This window comes from Pseudoalteromonas sp. SR45-5 (assembly GCF_014163565.1).
Taxonomy (GTDB): Bacteria; Pseudomonadota; Gammaproteobacteria; order Enterobacterales; family Alteromonadaceae; genus Pseudoalteromonas; species Pseudoalteromonas distincta.
Window position 1 is genome coordinate 1 of the sequence record NZ_JACJDN010000014.1, and the last position, 18456, is coordinate 18456.

12 protein-coding genes are annotated in these 18456 nt (G+C 40.5%); 6 read left to right on the top strand and 6 right to left on the bottom strand.

Annotation, left to right across the window (positions count from 1 at the left end; all coding sequences use genetic code 11):
* Positions 1-167 precede the first annotated feature (167 nt).
* The 5 genes from H5072_RS01350 (at position 168) to H5072_RS01370 (ending at position 9392) form a co-directional block, all read left to right on the top strand.
* Positions 168-2915 (top strand): TonB-dependent receptor, encoded by a 2748-nt coding sequence (locus H5072_RS01350; RefSeq protein WP_182692448.1) that lies wholly within the window; start codon positions 168-170, stop codon positions 2913-2915.
* Between the two features lie 192 nt (positions 2916-3107).
* Positions 3108-4634: a tryptophan halogenase family protein gene (locus tag H5072_RS01355; RefSeq protein WP_182692449.1), complete on the top strand. Its 1527-nt coding sequence runs from the start codon at positions 3108-3110 to the stop codon at positions 4632-4634.
* A gap of 12 nt (positions 4635-4646) precedes the next feature.
* Positions 4647-5408, top strand: a complete 762-nt coding sequence (locus tag H5072_RS01360; protein ID WP_182692450.1) for a SapC family protein — start codon at positions 4647-4649, stop codon at positions 5406-5408.
* Between the two features lie 54 nt (positions 5409-5462).
* The gene (locus H5072_RS01365; RefSeq protein ID WP_002958818.1) at positions 5463-6941 is read left to right on the top strand and encodes an SLC5 family protein; all 1479 of its coding nucleotides are present in this window, start codon (positions 5463-5465) and stop codon (positions 6939-6941) included.
* A 318-nt stretch (positions 6942-7259) separates the two neighbouring features.
* A complete protein-coding gene (locus H5072_RS01370; protein ID WP_182692451.1) occupies positions 7260-9392 on the top strand; it encodes an alpha-galactosidase in 2133 nt (710 codons plus the stop codon).
* A gap of 160 nt (positions 9393-9552) precedes the next feature.
* On the opposite strand, the gene recG is transcribed toward H5072_RS01370, so the two are convergent.
* The 3 genes from recG to asnC are packed head-to-tail and all read right to left on the bottom strand — an operon-like array spanning position 9553 to position 12879.
* A complete protein-coding gene (gene recG / locus H5072_RS01375; protein WP_182692452.1) occupies positions 9553-11634 on the bottom strand; it encodes an ATP-dependent DNA helicase RecG in 2082 nt (693 codons plus the stop codon).
* Between the two features lie 58 nt (positions 11635-11692).
* A complete protein-coding gene (trmH, locus tag H5072_RS01380; protein WP_007580009.1) occupies positions 11693-12379 on the bottom strand; it encodes a tRNA (guanosine(18)-2'-O)-methyltransferase TrmH in 687 nt (228 codons plus the stop codon).
* Positions 12380-12420: 41 nt separating this feature from the next.
* Positions 12421-12879 carry a transcriptional regulator AsnC gene (gene asnC / locus H5072_RS01385; protein WP_024595831.1) on the bottom strand — a complete coding sequence of 153 codons (459 nt, stop codon included), beginning with the start codon at positions 12877-12879 and terminating at the stop codon, positions 12421-12423.
* 197 nt (positions 12880-13076) lie between these two features.
* On the opposite strand from asnC, the gene asnA reads away from it, so the two are divergent.
* On the top strand, positions 13077-14072 hold the full coding sequence (gene asnA, locus H5072_RS01390; protein WP_182692453.1) for an aspartate--ammonia ligase: 996 nt from the start codon (positions 13077-13079) through the stop codon (positions 14070-14072).
* A gap of 39 nt (positions 14073-14111) precedes the next feature.
* Here the strand turns inward: asnA and H5072_RS01395 are convergent, their stop codons facing one another.
* The 3 genes from H5072_RS01395 to spoT all read right to left on the bottom strand — a co-directional run bounded on the left by H5072_RS01395 (position 14112) and on the right by spoT (position 18381).
* Positions 14112-15719, bottom strand: a complete 1608-nt coding sequence (locus H5072_RS01395) for a DUF342 domain-containing protein (RefSeq protein WP_182692454.1) — start codon at positions 15717-15719, stop codon at positions 14112-14114.
* A gap of 151 nt (positions 15720-15870) precedes the next feature.
* Positions 15871-16263, bottom strand: coding sequence for a RidA family protein (locus tag H5072_RS01400; protein ID WP_002958826.1), 393 nt, complete (start codon positions 16261-16263; stop codon positions 15871-15873).
* 12 nt (positions 16264-16275) lie between these two features.
* Positions 16276-18381: a bifunctional GTP diphosphokinase/guanosine-3',5'-bis pyrophosphate 3'-pyrophosphohydrolase gene (gene spoT, locus H5072_RS01405; RefSeq protein ID WP_002958827.1), complete on the bottom strand. Its 2106-nt coding sequence runs from the start codon at positions 18379-18381 to the stop codon at positions 16276-16278.
* Positions 18382-18456: the final 75 nt, after the last annotated feature.

Below are 18456 nucleotides of genomic sequence, written 5' to 3' on the forward strand. Positions count from 1 at the left end.
TTAAAAGAAAACCAAAAGAAAGTATACGGTAATTGAATGCTATCCATAATTAAGGAAAAGGTTGCACTTTTTGCCGGTTTAAAGTATTTATAATATAAATAGTATTTGAAACTATACGCACTACCACAACGACACAACGACTACACACAATCAGGAGTTTTTAAAAAATGGTAATTAACAATAAGTTATCGTTCAACAAGAAAACCGCGCTCAGTATTGCTATCACTGGTATATTGGCAAGCGGAAGCGTTGCAGCTCAAGGCGCTGAAGGCAATACGCCTACAGTAGTAAATGAAGATGTTGAAGTTATCGCAGTAACGGGTATCCGCAGCAGCTTACGTTCATCAATGTTAGATAAAAAAGCATCTAATGTTGTTACAGACGGGATTAAAGCAGAAGATCTTGGTAAATTTCCTGATTTAAATGTAGCAGAGTCTCTGCAACGTATTACAGGTGTAGCAATTGACCGTAGTGGTGGTGAAGGCCAAGCGGTAACTATTCGTGGTTTTGGTCCACAATTTAACACTGTACTTGTTAATGGTCGTCAAATTGCGACAGACAGTGCAGGTCGTGAATTTAATTTTGATGTATTAGCAGCAGATCAAATCACCGGTGCTGATATTTATAAAAGTAATACTGCAACGCTTCAAGAAGGCGGCATTGGTGGTACGGTTAACGTAACTACAGCACGCCCTTTTGATTTTGGTGGTTTACATATTTTAGGTTCAGTTAAAGGTATGTACGAAAGCCTTTCTGAAGAAGTATCTCCATCAACATCATTCTTAATAAGTAATACGTTTAACGATGACAAGCTAGGTGTGCTTTTTGCCATCACTAATCAACAACGTAAACTTCAAAATAACCAAATTTTAACGGCAGGTTGGCGCGGTGGCCAAACAATATCTAACCCAACTGATGGTGTATTGTTTGAAAATGCCTACATTCCACGTAACTGGGACCAAGTAGTTGATGAGCAAGACCGTGAACGTACAAACGCAAGTTTAGTACTTCAATATGCACCATCTGACGATGTTACGATTACGGTTGATGGAATGATTTCAAAATTTGAAGTTGATTCGTCAGTGCGTGATTTAGCATCTTGGTTCGAACCAGACCGTGTAGGCAGCGCAACAATTGATGCTGAAACGGGTACGCTTTTAACTTTCTCTCAAGAAGTTGGCTTAGGCGCACCAAGTGGCGACCCTGCAAGCGACTTTGTATCACATACACGTAACTCACGTGACGTAACTAATAAAGCATTTGGTATTAATGTAGATTGGCAAGTAAACGAGTCACTAAAAGCAAAATTTGATGTATCTCGCTCAACAGCTGAAAACGACCGTGCAGGTAATGATCGTTTTAACGTAGTGGGTATTATTAACAGCTATACTTTTGACGGTACAGGCAGCATTCCTACCGTACAGCATGATGGCTTTGAAAATGGTTCATTGCCAGATCCAAGCCTAGCGCGTCTTCACTACAACGAAATTGGTAATCAATTTACTGATGAAGATGAAATCACTGAAGTAAAAGCCGATTTTGAATACGTGCCAGATAAAGGCCCAGTAGAGCGTATTAACTTTGGTGCTTATCGCCAAGAGCGTGAAAAATCTAGCTTCCAAATTTTTGGTAGCCAATGTCAATTTTGTGGTTACGGTACACAAGCACCGCTTGATGAAATTGATTTTGAAGCATACACAGCGAGTAATTACTTCCCTGGTTTGATCGATACATTTTATAGCTACGATGGCGATAAAATGCTTGATTACTTAGCCGATCAAGGTTTCCCAGTAGAGCCAACGCTACAAAATAACCGTTACACAATTAACGAAGACATCACTAGTTTATACATGGACTTTACGCTTGGTTTTGATTTAGCTGATATGCCAGTAACCGTTAATATGGGTGCTCGTTACTCAGAAACTGATATTGAAGTTGCTGCAATACAAAGCTTTATTAGCGATGTAGTTCCAACTTCAGATGCGACATTGTTTGCTAACGTATTTGGCCCTGCGACTAATATTGAACAAGGTACTAGCTACTCAAACTTACTACCGTCTTTCAACGTTAAGCTTGAGCTACAAGATAATATGATTTTACGTTTTGCCGCGTACGATAGTATTACTCGTCCAACTATGTCTCAGTTATCTCCTGCGACAAACTTTAACGAACCACGTCGTCAAAACTTAACGGCAAGTGGTGGCAATCCAGCACTTAAACCATTCCAATCAGAAAACTGGGATATCTCTTACGAGTGGTACTACAACGATGCTAACTTATTTAGCTTTGCAGTATTTAGTAAAGAAGTTGACGACTTTATTGTTACGTTAACGGGTGCAGAAACATACGAAATGTCTGACCGTTCAGGTCCTGATTTTGCGTGTACTACATGTACAGACCAAACAGATGACGAACTTATTGGTAGCTCAGAAGTTTACACTGTAAGCCGTCCTCAAAATGGTGAGTCTGCTACTGTAACCGGCTTCGAAGTGGGTGTTACTCACATGTTTGAAAATGGCTTTGGTTTTATCGCTAATGCGACTGTTGTGAATAGCGATATTAGTGTAGGTGATGATACAACTCAAACATTTGCACTTGAAGGTTTGGGCGATTCACAAAACTTAGTATTGTTTTATGAGCAAGACAACTGGCAAGCACGTGTTGCATTTAACAACCGTGAAGGCTTTTTACGCTTAGTTGATAACGGCTTCAATGGTGAACCAGTGAACGTAGAAACATACGGCCAGTGGGATATTAGTGCAAGCTACGATATTAACGAAAACTTCACTATTTTTGCTGAAGGCATCAATATCACTGAAGAAGAGTTAGTACAAACAGGTCGTTTTGCTAACCAAATTTATTCAGTGGAAGATAATGGCTCACGTTACGCGTTTGGTATTCGCGGATCGTTTTAATTAATGTTTGAGGTGAATTTCTCGCCTCTTGTTTCATTGCAGCACATTAGTGCTAATACCAATTAGGTTAATTTAACCGTAATGTATATTAGTTAACCTAATTGGCTAAAATGAAGCCACATTAAATCCAAATGCCCTACCGGGCATTTGTTGTATAAAACGTTATCAAAGATACTCAAAGAGTAGTCCATTATGAATAAAACAATAAAAACAATCGCAGTAATTGGTGGCGGCACAGCAGGATGGTTGAGCGCTGCAATTATAGCTTCGTATCACCAAGGTAAAAATGGTGATGGCTTAAAAGTGATGTTGGTTGAATCGTCAGATATTCCAACAATTGGTGTAGGTGAAGGTACCTGGCCCACTATGAAAAACACACTTCAGCAAATAGGTTTGCGTGAAGTTGATGTATTTAAAGCCTGTAACGCTACCTTTAAGCAAGGTGGTAAATTTGTAAATTGGACGCACGGCAACAACGACTTTTACTACCATCCATTTACTGTACCGCTAGGCTACGGCCGCATAGATTTAGCCCCTTATTTAGATAATGTTGAAGACTTTGCACAGCAAACTAATTTTCAACATGATATTTGCGAAGCAAGCTTAGCCCCAAGAGGTATAGCGCAAGGTGAATATCAAGGTAATTGTAATTATGCTTATCACTTAGATGCCGGCGCTTTTGCAGAAATGCTTAAACAGCATTGTAAAAGTAAGCTTGGCGTAGAGCATATTATTGGTACTGTTGATCAGGTAAAACTTGATGACGATGGTGCAATAAATGAGCTTACTCTAAAAGATCAAACCCGCATTATAAGCGCCGATTTATTTATAGACTGTACTGGTTTTTCATCATTGTTATTAGGCCAAGCGCTCAACGTACCGTTTAAAAAAATGGACCACGTGCTATTTAACGACAGCGCACTGGCAATGCAAGTCCCTTACGATGAAAACGATGACTCCTTAGCCAGCCATACCATAGCAACAGCGCAAAATGCTGGATGGATTTGGGATATAGGTTTAACGCATCGCCGTGGTGTAGGGCATGTTTATTCAAGCAAATTTTTATCAGACGATGAAGCAGAGCAAAACTTACGAAACTATTTAGGCGATGCAGCAAACGGTTTAACTGCCCGTAAAATTAGCTTTGAGTCGGGCTACCGTGAGAAGTTTTGGCATAAAAACTGTGTTGCAGTGGGTATGTCAGCAGGGTTTGTAGAGCCGCTTGAAGCAACCGCTATTATGCTTGTTGAAATTTCAGCACGCTTTGTAGCAGAGCATATGCCAGCAGATACACAAGTAATGCCTATTGTAGCTAAACGCTTTAACGAGCAAATGGACTACCGCTGGCAGCGCATTATCGACTTTTTAAAGCTCCATTACATGTTAACCAAGCGCCCAGAACCTTACTGGCAAGCACATGTACATCCGGACACTATTCCACAAACCCTGCGAGAAGATTTACTGCTTTGGGAAAGCCGTGGCCCGCTTATTCAAGATTTTCATGGCGCATTAGAGTTATTCCCAGCCGCCAGCTACCAGTACGTTTTATATGGTATGGGCTTCAAACCAGACTTTACTAAACAGGCTTATTTGTATTCACAAGACGCGCAAGCCAAACAAATAATTGAACGTAACAGCCAGCTTACACAGCAGATGTTGCAAACTTTGCCGCCACACCGCGCTTATATTGAGCAGTGGTTAGCGGCTAACCCAGTTTAAGGATGTGTAACTATGGCTATTAGTGAACTAGTAAACACCAAACACCAAACATTAAAAATTAACCCTAATGCAGGTGTTGAATATGCAAAAACGCAGCATTTAGTTAATTTAAGAGCTAACGAAGTGGCAAAAGCTGCATGCGACTTACCTATATTTTTAGCGCGAAATGCGCAAAACGGCAGTTATACCGTATCGGGTTTAACAAGCTTTAGTGCTGGGCAAAGTTTATTGGTTAATAACAACCAGTGGCAGGCGCTTTACACACCGGTATGTATACAAACTCACCCTCTTTATTTAATGACCCGTGAAGCAAATAGCAGCGACTACTTTATTGCGATTGATGATCAAAGCTCAGCCGTAAATACGCAGCAAGGCGAGGCACTATTTGATGCTAAAGGTAACCCAAGCTTATTTTTAAATTCACAGCAAAAGCTACTTGAGAGCGATTTAAAAAATGATTATCAAACGTATCAATTTACCCAGGAAGTAGCGCGCTTAGGGCTTATTAAAAACATAGATATTGTATTGCAGTTTGAACAAGGCGAAACCCAAACTATTCAAGGTTTGAGCACCGTTGATGAAGACAAACTGCAAACTTTAGATAGCGATACCGTTGCAAACTTACACAAGCAAGGTTACCTAAGTGTGCTTAACAGTATGCTTATTTCACTGTTTCAGTTAAATGCATTGGTAAAGCTGCACAACCAACGTCCCGAACTTATGCCTTTAAAGCAAATTAAGTTAGAACTAAGTCGAGATGCGCACGCGCTGTAGCGTGCACTTTTTTTATTACACAGACATTGCGCGTAACGCGTAGGAGACACACACATGTCAGATAACATTTTACAGCTGGTGGTTTTTGTTTTTGTCACCGCTTTAATTGGTGGCCTTACTTATTGGAAATGCCGAGGCCAAAATCGTAATAACGGACAAAGCCAAACCAAAGAGTATTTTTTAGCGGGCGGTGGCCTTACTTGGATGTTTGTTGCAGGTTCAATAACATTAACTAATTTAAGTACCGACCAACTAGTAGGTATGAATGGTAACCAAATGGCTTTACTAGTTTGGTGGGAGCTTGCAGCAATTATAGGTTTGATTATTTTAGCCAAAGTGTTTATTCCTGTTTATTATAAATACAACTGTACAACGACCACAGAGCTTTTAGAAAAGCGCTATAACAACAAACATATTCGCGCTGTTATTGGGGGATTATTCTTTTTAGGTAATGCACTTATTTACATGCCAGCGGTAATTTACTCAGGTGCGCTGTTTATGCAAACCATGTTTAAGGTTGATATTCCGCTAATGTATATTGCCACCGCATTTGCCATTGTAGGTGCTATTTATGCGTTTTTTGGTGGTCTACGTGCAGTTGCAGTGTCTGATACTTATAACGGCTTACTGGTACTGGGTATGGCTGTTTTAGTGGTGTTTTTAGCACTAAATGCGATTGATTATGACTTTACGGGTATTCCAGAGGAGCGCTTAACACTCATCGGCGATGCTGATTCACCTATTCCATGGCCAACACTTTTAACCGGTATGATCTTTATTCAAATGTATTACTGGGGTACTAACCAAACAATTACGCAACGAGCCATGGCTGCTCCTAATGTTAAAGAAGCGCAAAAAGGTATATTTGCCGCAGCGGGAATTCGTTTTTTAATCGTCCCTGCCATTGTGGTATTACCGGGTATTATTTCGTTTAAACTTTACGGCGATATTGGCGACGCTGCTTATGGTCGAATTGTAGGTGATGTAATGCCAGCATGGTTAACCGGTGTGTTTGCAGCGGCAATGGCAGCCGCTGTACTCTCTACTTACAACAGCTTATTAAATTCAGCTACAGCACTATACGTGTGTGACATTCACGAAGCTTACTTTAATAAAGAGCCAAGTGTTGTAAAGCTAAGCGGTTACGTAACATTGCTACTAACAAGCTTAACACTGGTACTTGTACCAATTTACCAGCAAGCAGACAGTATTATTAACTTGCTACAGCAATTAAACGGCTTATTAAGTATGCCTATATTCTCAATTTTTGTAGTGGGCTTATTATTTAAAAATGTTGATGCACGTGCAGGTATTGCAGCAGTAATTTTAGGTGTTGTAATGTACGGCATGCTTACGTTTGCAAACTCACCACTACATACTGACATTCATTACATTCATTTAATGCCAATTACACTGATTGTATGTGTAGCTTTTGCATTGATAGTAAATAAAGTGGTATTTGGTTTGAATGCGCAGTGGGCAGGTAAAACACCGGCACTTGATGACGCAGGACAAGTACAAGTACAAAAATAGATTGTAAATAGTTTAAGCTGACAAAATCGGTCATGGGGCAACTCTGGCCGATTTTTTATATATATTAAAAGCAATAACAGAGCTTTAAAGTAAAGGTTAGTTTAATACCTTTTATTACAGTGGTACTTCCAGTGAGTTTATCTGACTATTTGCGATGTAAAGACTATCAAAACCTAATTTGTATGATATATACTATTATTGAGTGTCACCATCTGATAGATTGTGGCTCAAGCAAAGAGATACATTTAGTAAATAGTGTAGCTTACTAATTTTCGTTATATTTATAACTCACACAATGAACAAGAGGATAGGAAAATCATGGCCGACACTAAATCATTTTATCGATTAGACAGTGTAAACAGCACCGTTATTTTCGACTGCCAGAGCAAAACACCGGCGTTACTGTACTTTGGTAAACGCCTATCTGAGCAAACAACAGAAACAATGCTTACTCAGCTTGCTACCCGTCAAGAAGTAAAATGTGCCGTGGTTGAAGAAGCGCCTATTTCTCTATCTCCTTTATTAGGCGAAGGCTTTACTGGCGCGCCAGGGCTTGAGCTAGTAAATGATTCAATCGCATGGTCAGTTGGGCCAGAGCTTCAAGAAGTGCGTCAGCCTTCAAGTGCGACTGTTGAGTTTGTAAGTGTAGATAAGCTTCGTGGTATTGAAGTCGTGCACAGCATTACGCTTGACAATAACAGTGACGTACTAAGTGCACATACTGTATTAACTAATTTAGGTGACTCACCACTGGGCGTTAATTTTTGCGCCGCGCCAACATTTCAATTGCCAGATAGCGTAAGCAAAATAGTGAGCTTTGAAGGTCGTTGGTCAAACGAATTCCAGCGTCAATCTGTTGATTTAGTGCTTGGGAGCTTTGTACGTGAAAACCGTAAAGGCAAAACATCACACGATGTGTTTCCTGGTTTATTAGTGCATAACGAAAATGCAGGCGAGCAACACGGCGAATGTTACGGCTTTCATTTAGGTTGGAGCGGCAACAATAAACTACGCGCAGAGCTTCTAGCTGAAGGTCGTCGTTATGTACAAATGGGTGAGCTATTACTTCCTGGTGAGCTTACGCTTGCTAAAGGTCAAACGTATCAAAGCCCGAGCATTTATGGCTCGTTTTCAAGTGAAGGTTTTAGTGCGCTTTCTCGTAATTTCCATCGTTTTGTTAAAGCTAATTTACTTAGCCAAGCTCAACGTGAAAAAGCGCGCCCTGTGCATTACAACACGTGGGAAGGTATTTACTTTGATCACGACGTAGACACGCTTAAGCAACTAGCCGACAAAGTAGCGCCGTTAGGTATTGAGCGTTTTGTACTTGATGATGGCTGGTTTAAAGGCCGCCGTGGCGACAATGCAGGCTTAGGTGATTGGACAGTAGATTATAAAATCTACCCAGATGGTTTATCGCCAGTCATTGATCATGTTAATAGCTTAGGTATGGAGTTTGGTATTTGGTTTGAACCAGAAATGGTTAACCCAGATAGTGATTTATACCGCGCGCATCCTGATTGGGTTTTAGGCTCAGAAAATAACGAGCAGTTAAGCTTTAGAAATCAGCTAGTACTTGATTTAACGCGCTCTGAGGTTGTTGAGTACCTATACAAAGCGATTGACGATATTTTAGTTGAATACCCAACTATTAAGTACATTAAATGGGATATGAACCGCGATATTAACCATGCGGGTAATTTTGATGGCAAGCCTGCTGTGCATCAGCAAACATTGGCACTTTATCGTTTAATTGACCGTATTAAAGCGGCGCACCCTGGTCTTGAAATAGAAAGCTGTTCGTCAGGTGGTGCACGTGTAGATTACGGCGTACTTGCACACACAGATCGTGTATGGACGTCAGATTCAAACGATGCGCTTGATCGCCTTGAAATACAGCGTGGATGTTCTTTCTTTTTCCCATCGTCGGTTATGGGTGCACACGTAGGCCCACGCGATTGTCATATCACTGGGCGTAATGTAAGTATTGAAATGCGTGCTGCGGTATCAATGTTTGGCCACATGGGAATCGAAATGGACCCACGTGAACTGACCGATCACGAATACAATGCACTTAAAGCGGCAATAGCACTACACAAAGAGCATCGTGAGTTTATTCATGCTGCCGATTTATACCGCCTAGATAGCGACGATTTATCAATTAACTTTGGTTTAATTGATGCGCAAAAAACAAAAGCGTTATTTGCCTATAACAGCGTTCGCGAAACACCGCGTACAGCGCCTAATAAGCTTCGTTTTGTTGGCCTAGATGCCGATGCGCAGTACACACTTAATTTAGTGTGGCCGGTAAAATTTGAAGAGTATCGCCCATCTTCTATTGCTGCGGTAAATGGTCAAACATTTACCGGTGAAGCGCTAATGCAGTTTGGTTTACAAATGCCAATTTCATTCCCGCAAACATCGCTTATATTTGAGCTTAATAAAGCTTAAATTTAACTAAGAGAAGTAAAGGGCGAAAATCGCTTTTATGCTGCTCTATTGAGATATCAGAAGTCAGCTCTATATCGTTTAGAGCTGACTTTTTTATATCCTTAGTAAGCTAATTTAGTAAATTAACTTAGTAAACTCAAAAATATCGAAAATAGAGTGGTTACGCTTGCGCGTAATTTTGCTTATTACCCAACCAACGTTGAATTAGCGGGTCAACAACCTCTGGGTGTTGCTTAAGCATTTGCTGTGCAATCGGTCTAACTTGGTTGAGGATGTGCTTATCGCGGGTAAGATCGGCAATTTTAAACTCGGCTAACCCTGTTTGTTTTGTACCGAGTACTTCACCAGGGCCACGAATTTCTAAATCGCGCTCTGCTATCACAAAGCCATCGTTACTATCGCGTAGTACACCTAATCGCTTTTGAGCGGTATGAGACAGTGGTGCGTGGTATAAAAGCACGCAATGCGATGCAGTAGCGCCACGGCCAACTCGCCCACGTAACTGATGCAGCTGTGCTAAGCCTAAGCGCTCAGGGTTTTCTATAATGATTAAGCTCGCATTAGGGACATCTACACCAACTTCAATAACCGTCGTGGCAACTAAAACATGTATATTACCTGCCTTAAACTCGCTCATAATGGCTTGTTTTTCAGCTGATTTCATTCGCCCATGTACTAAGCCTACGTTTAGCTCTGGTAATGCTTCTTTTAACTGTAGTGCACTGTCTTCGGCGGCTTGGCATTGCAGTACTTCAGATTCATCAATAAGTGTACACACCCAATAAACTTGGCGGCCTTGCTCGTTACACGCTAATTTAACGCGGGCAATAATATCGTCTCTGCGAGTATCAGGAAGTGCCACTGTTGTGATTGGCGTACGCCCAGGTGGCAGCTCGTCAATCACAGAGGTTTCTAAGTCGGCATAGGCGGTCATGGCGAGTGTACGTGGAATGGGTGTTGCGGTCATGACTAGTTGATGAGGGTAACAATCACCAAACTTACCTTTTTCACGCAGTGATAAACGCTGGTGGACACCAAAGCGGTGTTGTTCATCAATAACGATAAGCACTAAGTTATTAAACTTAACTTCATCTTGAAATAAAGCGTGAGTACCTACAATCATTTGCGCTTCACCAGAGGCTATTTTTTCAAGTGTTGCTACGCGCTCTTTGCCTTTTGTTTTACCGCCAAGCCAAGCAACTGTTATACCTAGTTGATTAAACCACGTTGTAAAATTAACACCATGTTGCTCTGATAAAATTTCAGTAGGAGCCATTAAAGCGACTTGAAAGCCCTGCGCAATGGCTGTTAGTGCACTAAGTGCTGCTACTAGGGTTTTACCAGAGCCTACATCGCCTTGTACTAAACGCATCATGGGATACGCGTGTTGCATGTCACCTTTAATGTCAGCAACTACGCGGCTTTGCGCATTTGTGGGTGCAAAAGGAAGTTGCTCTAAAAATTGGCTTTCTAATGTGTTTACCGGATTTAATGCCACGGCTTTAACTTGTTGCCCTTGCTCTCGTACTTTTAATAAGCTGAGGTTTTGAGCAAGTAACTCCTCAAATACAAGGCGCTGTTGAGCAGGGTGAGTACCTTGCTCTAATGCAGCTACATCAACATTATTTGGTGGGCGGTGCAGTAATAATAAGGCGTCACTTAGCGGCATATTTGATGGCTGCCACTGTGAAGGCAGTAGTTCTTCTACTGAGTATTTATTTAGTAAATCAATAGCCTGTTCGCTTAAAGCTCTAATCGATAGTTGCTTTAAGCCTTCGGTTGTTGAATAAACGGGCGTTAATGTTGTCGCTACCGGCTGCTCGTTAGAGGTATCGCTGATGCTGTATTCAGGATGACTCATTTCAAAGCCAACACGGCCACGGCGCACTTCACCAAAACAACGTATTATTTTACCAGCGCTAAATGCGTTTTTTTGTGCAGCGGTAAAATTAAAAAATCGTAGTGTTAGCCTGCCAGTACCATCATTGATTTGGCAAACAAGCATGCGCCTTTTTCCAAACGTGATTTGGCTTGTTTCAATTGTTGCTTCAACACTCACGTGGCTATGTAGTGACAACTCATTAATCGCGTATAAGCGAGTGCGATCTTCATAGCGAAGTGGCAAATGAAAAAGCATATCTTGCACAGTTAAAATACCTAGCTTTAACAAACGCTCAGCCATTTTTGGGCCGACCCCTTTGAGCTCTGTAATTGGGTATTGATTTAAGCTAGGTTTAGACAAATTATATCAATCTTATTATTTGTGAATAAGTTAAGTGTACTTACAGAGCTTTAGTCCATCAAGTATGTTTTAAAGCTTGCCAAAATTGCTCGTCAGCGACTATTTCGCCGTTTTCATCAAGTGCAGGATAAGGTAATTTTTTTTGTTTACACTGCCTTGCGATAATAGGGTGGCAGCCTTCAAAGTAAAGTGGATGTTTAACTTCGGCGCTCAACATATCTCTATTATATAAACCAGCCAGCTCGCGTTGGCGCTGTGCTTCAAACAATATTAGCGCAGCAGCAACTGAAACATTTAGTGATTGCACCATGCCTTGCATTGGAATAATAATATTTTGATCGGCATATTCTAGGGCTTTTTCTGATATCCCTGTTTTTTCTTGTCCAACAATAATAGCCGTTGGCTTGGTGTAATCTACTTCTCTAAAATCAACGGCATCTTCTGATAAGTGAGTCGCTAATATTTGTATTTCTGGGTTGCGTTCACGCATTGCAGTAACTGCATCATCAATATTTCTATGTAAGTGCGTCTCTAGCCAGTTTTTACTGCCACCTGAGGTATTATTTGTTAGCCATTTTTGCTTTTCAGGCCATACAGCATGTACGTGATGACAACCAACCGCATCAGCACTTCGTACTATTGCAGATAAGTTATGGTGTTTGTGCACGTCTTCTAAGCACACGGTTAAGTCTGTTTGACGGCGCGAAAGTACGTCTTCGATTCTTTGATAGCGAGTTTGCTGCATGGTTATCCTCTTTTTTCGGCAATTATACGAGATTTTTGCAGTTAAGGCATTACCGTACGGCTAATTGGATTTTGTAGAGAAATAAGAGTTTCTGTTGATTGAATGGCTTCTATTGCCTGTATTTTATTAATCAGCACATCTTGTAAGTGATCAATAGATTTTGTCATTACCTTTATAAATATACTGTAGTTACCTGTTGTGTAATAAGCCTCTACCACTTCCTCCAATGCTTCTAGCTTTATAAGTGTTTGTGGGTAATCACGTGCGTTATTTAAATTAATACCTATAAAACAACACACATCGTAGCCTAGCTGTTTAGTATTAATCGTTAATTGGGTGCCTGTAATGATTCCTGCTTGCTTCATTTTTTCAATTCTTACGTGAATTGTCCCAGCGCTTACATTAAATCTTTTTGCTAATTCGGCGTACGCAGTACGAGCATTTTCCATTAATGCATGAAGTATCTGTTTATCGAGATTATCGATTAAATAATTTTCCATTATATTTTTCTCATAAAATTATTGAATATATGATTTTTATACCACTTAATTGATGATTTTAATATGTTAAGGCTATTTTTATTGTGGGATGTTGAATTAATTCATCAAATCGTTACATTAACCTCATTAAAGGCGCTCGTTAGGGCGCTTTTTATCAATTAAGCAAGTAACAATAACTGGGAATGAGGCCAATTATTATGAGTTCACACTATGTGCAGCAACAGCAGCAAATAAGTAAAGTTAAGCAATTTTTTTCACAGCAACTAGAAACCCAACTTGGGCTGGTTGAGGTTCAAGCCCCTATTTTGGCTAAAGTAGGTGACGGCACGCAAGATAACTTAAGCGGCCATGAAAACGCAGTTGCTGTAAATGTAAAAGCGATTACAGATAGCCGCTACGAAGTGGTGCATTCATTGGCTAAGTGGAAACGTAAAACACTAGCAACTTATGGCTTTGGTGTTGGTGAGGGTATTTATACTCAAATGAAAGCTTTGCGCCCAGATGAAGATTCATTAAGTCCTATTCATTCTGTATATGTTGATCAATGGGATTGGGAAAAAGTAATTAACGAAACCACAGAGCGTTCGCTGGCAACACTAAAGCAAACTGTTCAATCTATTTATAAAGGGATAAAAGAGACGGAAGCTTTTGTAAGAGAGTCTTATGGTTTGACGCCTTTTTTACCGGACGACATTAAGTTTGTGCACAGTGAAGAGTTACGTAAAATGTACCCTGACTTTAGCGCTAAACAACGCGAAAAAGCCATTGCACAAGAATATGGTGCTGTATTTTTAATTGGTATTGGTGGCGCGCTTGGTGATGGCAAAATCCATGATGTAAGAGCCCCAGATTACGATGATTGGTCTACGCCGACATGCGAGCAATACATGGGTTTAAATGGTGATATTTTAGTATGGAACCCAGTACTTGAAGACGCTTTTGAAATTTCATCAATGGGTATACGCGTAAGTCCTGAGGTGTTAAAAGCGCAGTTAAGGGTTACTGGAGATGAAGACCGCTTAGAGTTTGATTGGCATAAAGCGCTACTACAAAGTAAATTTCCGCAAACAATTGGCGGTGGAATAGGGCAGTCGCGCTTGGCTATGCTCTTGCTACAAAAGCAGCATATTGGCCAAGTACAAGTGGGTGTATGGCCGCAGCAAACACATGCTGAGGTAAGCGGTTTACTTTAAATGTGAATAAATTTGAGTGCTCAATAGAGCACTCAGTTATTAGCTTGTTTTGAACTCTATTTCAATTTTGTTATTCAAAAGTTTAACGTTGCACGGAGGGTAATTGCGGATTGTTTTGAGTACTTTATCAAAAATATGAATCTCTACACCTGAATGCAAAACAGAATTTACCGCTAAATTAGCGTCGTTAAGTAAATCGTGTAAGTCGTGATCTAAGTTTGAAAGACGTTTTTCTAATTGCTCTGCCTGCTCACAATAATGCTTTTGAGTAGCACCAATTTTAGTAATTAATAGTTTTTTCTTTTCGGCATCCTTCACTAAATCAGTTTTTTCTAGTGCTGCTTGCAACGTGTCTAGCTGTGCATCTGTTTTAGCTAAGTCTTTAAAGCAATTATCAGTATCAGCGGTTATTTCGGCGCCAGAAGCCGCTAGGTTAATAATCATTTTAGCGCCTGATTCATTCCCTATTTCGCCAGCAATGAGGGTCGTTGCATCGAGTATTTCGCCACCAAATATTTTACCCTTAGGTAAGTCGGATTGACCAACTTGCAGTAAGCGTTTAGCTTTCATTACACAGTGGCTTGTTTGGCGATCAATAAAAATATTATTTGCTTCTAGGTAGCAATACTGTGAATGGGATACGTGAATATCACCTCGTGCAATAAGCTTACAAGACAGTGATTGTTCATCGGCTTTTTGATGGCCAATAATGCCTTGTTTAACGGTGATGTTTCCGCCTGCGGTAAGCTCTCCTGATTCAACAGTGCCAAATATAGTAATATCGCCTTTGGCTGTTACTTTCATTCCAGGGTCTATATTGCGGGTAACAATAACACTTCCTTGAAAGTCAATGTGGCCGCTTTTTACGTTTACATCTGAAATGGTAAAAATATCGTCGACACGCATACCATTATTAATTTCAACCGGAACACCTGCAATAGTAGAGACTAGTTCAAGCGGATTTAGCTTTGATATTTCGGTGCCTTCGCCTGCTACTAATTGTTTATTTTCTCCGGGTTTTGCGGGCAGTATGTCACCTATTACGGTGAAGCCTTCTTTACCAGGGGTTGCTGGTTGTTGGCGAATAAGCACAGAGCCTGGCTCTACGCTTGCAAGCTTGCCAAAGTCGCGCATATCCACGCTGCCATCTTCTTTGAGCTTGGGGGTTTTTAAACGGTCTTTTAAAGTCTCTACGGTTGTTATTAGTTTAGTGGCCAAACCATCACTTGGTAGTCTGCCTTTAGCTAATACTCCCTTAACGACAGAACCCGCTGTATGTTCAAACTGTTTTTGCAGTAGCAACTCTAAAAATGCTTGCTTATAGCCACGCACAATTCCTGCTTTAACGAGTTGTTTTTTTGCATCTTCTAAACTTAATAATTTTCCGCCTTGGGCAAGGGTTAGCTCGCCAATGGCCAACATTTTATCGTCGCTAATTGTTACATTTAAAGTGGCATTGTGTTTTGTTGCTACAACCAGAGTGTGTTGTGTGTTTTCGTTTTTAAAAAAATCATTAATAGCGTCATGATCTATTTTGCAGTCGCAAAAAGCTGACTTTTCGAGAGCCTCTAAAATAAATGCAGCGCTGGGAGGAATATGTTCTTTTACATCAAGTAAAACATTTCCATTGTTGGCAAGCTTAAACACGAGTTAATCCTTTTTTACTACTTAAGTTAAGTTTGTTTTTTAAAACACAACTACAGATTGCTAGAAATTTACATTTGAGTCAAGAAGTCACAGAGAACGAAGTGCTAAGAGGGAAAAAAAGGCTATAGAGAGGCTCTATAGCCTGTAATACTTAATTGGTAGAAGGAAGTTCCATTATTCCATCTATTTCAACTTGTGCACCTTTTGGAAGTGCACGAACACCTAATGCAGCTCTCGCTGGGTAAGGTTGCTTAAAGTATTGGCTCATCACTTCATTTACAGTAGCGAAGTTAGATAAATCAGTTAGATAAATATTTATTTTCACTAAATCTTGAATTTGCCCGCCAGCTTCTTCACATACCGCAGTGATATTTTTAAATACCTGATGCGTTTGCTCACTAAAGTCTTCTGAAATCATTTCCATCGTTTCTGGCACTAATGGAATTTGACCAGATAAATAAACAGCGGTGCCTACTTTAACTGCTTGGCTGTAAGTGCCAATGGCAGCAGGTGCTTTGTCGGTAGAGATAAATGCTTTATTCATGTGTTTCCTATTTTACTTTTTACGATAGACTTTTTGTACATCAGGCATAACGCGAATGCGGCGCATAATGTTAGCAACGTGGATACGGTTTTTAACGGTAACCCCTAAATCTATCACGTATAAATTACTTTCTTTTTCATCGGTGGTTATTTCTACAATATTGGCTTGGGTTGTAGTAACAACATTGGTTAATTTAGCCAGAGCCCCCTGATGATTAATAATTTCAACTCTCAGAGCTGCAATATATTCTTTCTCTGGGTTATCGTCCCATTTTACAACTAAGTATTTAGAGCGCTCATTTTCCCAGCCACGGATGTTTTTACATTCTTGGCGGTGAACGGTCAGGCCCTTACCTTGGCTTACATGAGCTGTAATAGCATCGCCAGGTACAGGTCGGCAACACTTGGAGTAATTAACTAGCATGCCCTCAGTACCAATAATGGTCGCTTTGGCTTGGCTGGTAATATCAGTTAAGTCGTCACTGTCATTTTGTAACAGGCGTTTGGCAATTAACATGCTCATTAGGTTACCAGAGCCAATTTCTACAAGTAATTCAAGAAGCGTTGTTAGTTCGTGCTCCTCAAGTACTCTCGCTATATTTTCATCAGCAATGCTATCTAGTTTGTTTTCACCTAATGCTGAATCAAGTAAGCGGCGCCCTAAAAGCATAGCTTCTTCATGATGCTGGCTTCTAAGGTAGTTACGAACGCCCAAACGCGCTTTACCAGTAACAATAAAGTTTAGCCATGTTGCATTAGGGTGAGCGCCTGAGCTTGTTATTATTTCTATAGTTTGCCCTGTATCTAAGGGCCTACTTAAAGGGTGCGGCTTGCGATTAACGCGAGCGCCTACGCAGGTGTTGCCTACATCTGTATGCACGGCATAAGCAAAATCGACTGCGGTAGCACCCATTGGTAGCTCAACAATACGCCCATCTGGTGTAAATACGTAAATTTCTTCTGGGAATAGCTCAGTTTTTACATTTTCAATAAATTCAAATGATGAACCCGCACTTTGCTGAAGCTCTAATAAGCTCTGCATCCACTGGCGAGCACGTTGCTGCGAAGTATTACCTGCGCCATCACCTGCTTTTTTATACATCCAATGCGCCGCTACACCTTTGTCGGCCATATGATCCATATCATGAGTACGAATTTGAATTTCAACAGGTATACCGTGAGGACCAACTAATGAAGTATGAAGCGATTGGTAACCATTTGTTTTTGGTACTGCAATATAATCTTTAAAGCGTGTTTCAATAGGTTTATAAAGACTATGAGCTACACCTAATACACGATAACACGTATCCATAGAGTCAACTGCAATTCTAAACGCGTAAATATCCATAACTTCGTTAAATAGCAGTTCTTTATTAAGCATTTTTTTATAAATACTATATAAATGTTTTTCACGGCCTGACACAGTTGCTTTAATGCCTGATTCTTCAAGACGTGCTTCTATTTCATGTTGGATATTAGTGATAACTTCTTTGCGATTACCGCGTGCTTTAGCAACTTCCGATTTAAGTGCGCGATGACGCATAGGATATAAAGCTTGAAAACCTAAGTCTTCAAGTTCATTTTTAATATCGTGAATACCTAAGCGGTTTGCAATTGGTGCGTAAATTTCTAGTGTTTCACGCGCTATTCTGCGGCGCTTATCTGGGCGCAATGCGCCTAAAGTACGCATATTGTGTGTTCTATCAGCAAGCTTGATTAAAATGACTCGAATATCCTGAGTCATTGCCATAATCATTTTGCGGTAGTTTTCAGCTTGGAATTCTTTTTTATCTTTAAAGCTAAGCTTATCGAGCTTACTCACACCTTCAACTAGCTCTGCAACAGTTTCGCCAAATATCTCGGCTAAATCTTGTTGACTAAAATCAGTATCTTCAATTACATCATGCATTAGCGCGGCCATGAGCGTTTCATGGTCAAGATGCATGCCTGCAAGAATTTGGGTTACTTCTACTGGGTGCGTTATGTAAGGTTCGCCACTCGAGCGAGTTTGTCCTTCATGGGCCTCTCGGGCTACCACGTAAGATTTTTGAACCAGCTCTACATCAGCAGCGGGCAAGTATTCTGAGATTTTCTTTTTAAGACCTTCAAAAAGATACATTCACACTCCAATGTTCTAGGGCCTGTTGACCTTTCAGGATTAAAATTTGTTCAATCTAGGGGCGATTTAATTGTG